The organism is Arthrobacter vasquezii, from assembly GCF_029455255.1.
GTDB lineage: Bacteria > Actinomycetota > Actinomycetes > Actinomycetales > Micrococcaceae > Arthrobacter_D > Arthrobacter_D parietis.
Window position 1 is genome coordinate 1 of sequence record NZ_JAROKN010000131.1, and the last position, 815, is coordinate 815.

2 protein-coding genes are annotated in these 815 nt (G+C 68.8%); both read right to left on the minus strand.

What is annotated here, in order from left to right; all coding sequences use genetic code 11:
- Positions 1-222, minus strand: a 222-nt coding sequence (locus P4U43_RS17945) for an aldehyde dehydrogenase family protein (protein WP_277359957.1), incomplete at its 3' end; no start/stop codon positions are given.
- Between the two features lie 100 nt (positions 223-322).
- On the minus strand, positions 323-815 hold a 493-nt coding region (locus P4U43_RS17950; RefSeq protein WP_277359958.1), incomplete at its 5' end, for a Rieske 2Fe-2S domain-containing protein.

Consider the following 815-nt stretch of genomic DNA (forward strand, 5'->3'; position numbering starts at 1 on the left):
CAGTGCGCCGGCTGCGGCTCGAACCATGGCTGCCCGCTCCGCGGGTGCCGTCGCGGCCCACTCCGGATGCACGGTCCTGGCGAGCTGGACGGCGAGCGCAACCTGCTCTCGCTCGACACTTTCGAGTGTTCCTACGGTGCTGCCGTCCCGCGGGTTCCGGATGGTCAGGGCGGACTCCTCGCCGACGCTGCCGCGGGTCATGGTCTGGGGCTCGCTCGTCATTGCGCTCCTTCGTCTCGCAGCTGTTGCTTCGTGCCAGAGAAGTACCCATTCGGCGGCGGTTTACACAGCCTCGACAACGCTTCTGCGTCAGAGTGGGCGGTCAGGAGCTGCTTCCGCCACCATTCAATCCCGCGCTACCGGTCACCGGTTCGGTCCGGAGGCTGCCGGGATCGGCAACCGCCCGTACCTGGACCCGGCCGTCTACCGCGCGCACCTCGAAAGCCCGCTGCGGCCTGGTTGCAGGGCCCCGGTCGATTTGCCCGTCCGCCAACCGGAAGCGGCTGCCGTGCCACGGGCATTCCACACAACCATCCACGATCGTTCCCTCATGGAGTGGTCCTCCGCGATGCGTGCAGCGGTCGGAGATCGCCCGCACCTCGCCGTCATGGCGGACAAGCAGCACGGCAACTCCACCGGCGTCTACACATACCGGCTTGTCGCTGACATCCTCGAGGGCGGCAACGTCGGTCCAGTCCGGCGACGCAACCTCGAAGGCCGTGGTGTCGGTGCCGACGCCGCGCGCGTAGGCGAGGTGCCCGCCGAGCCAGCCGGATGCTGACACGAGACCCATGCCGAGCGCCGCCGTCAGGACG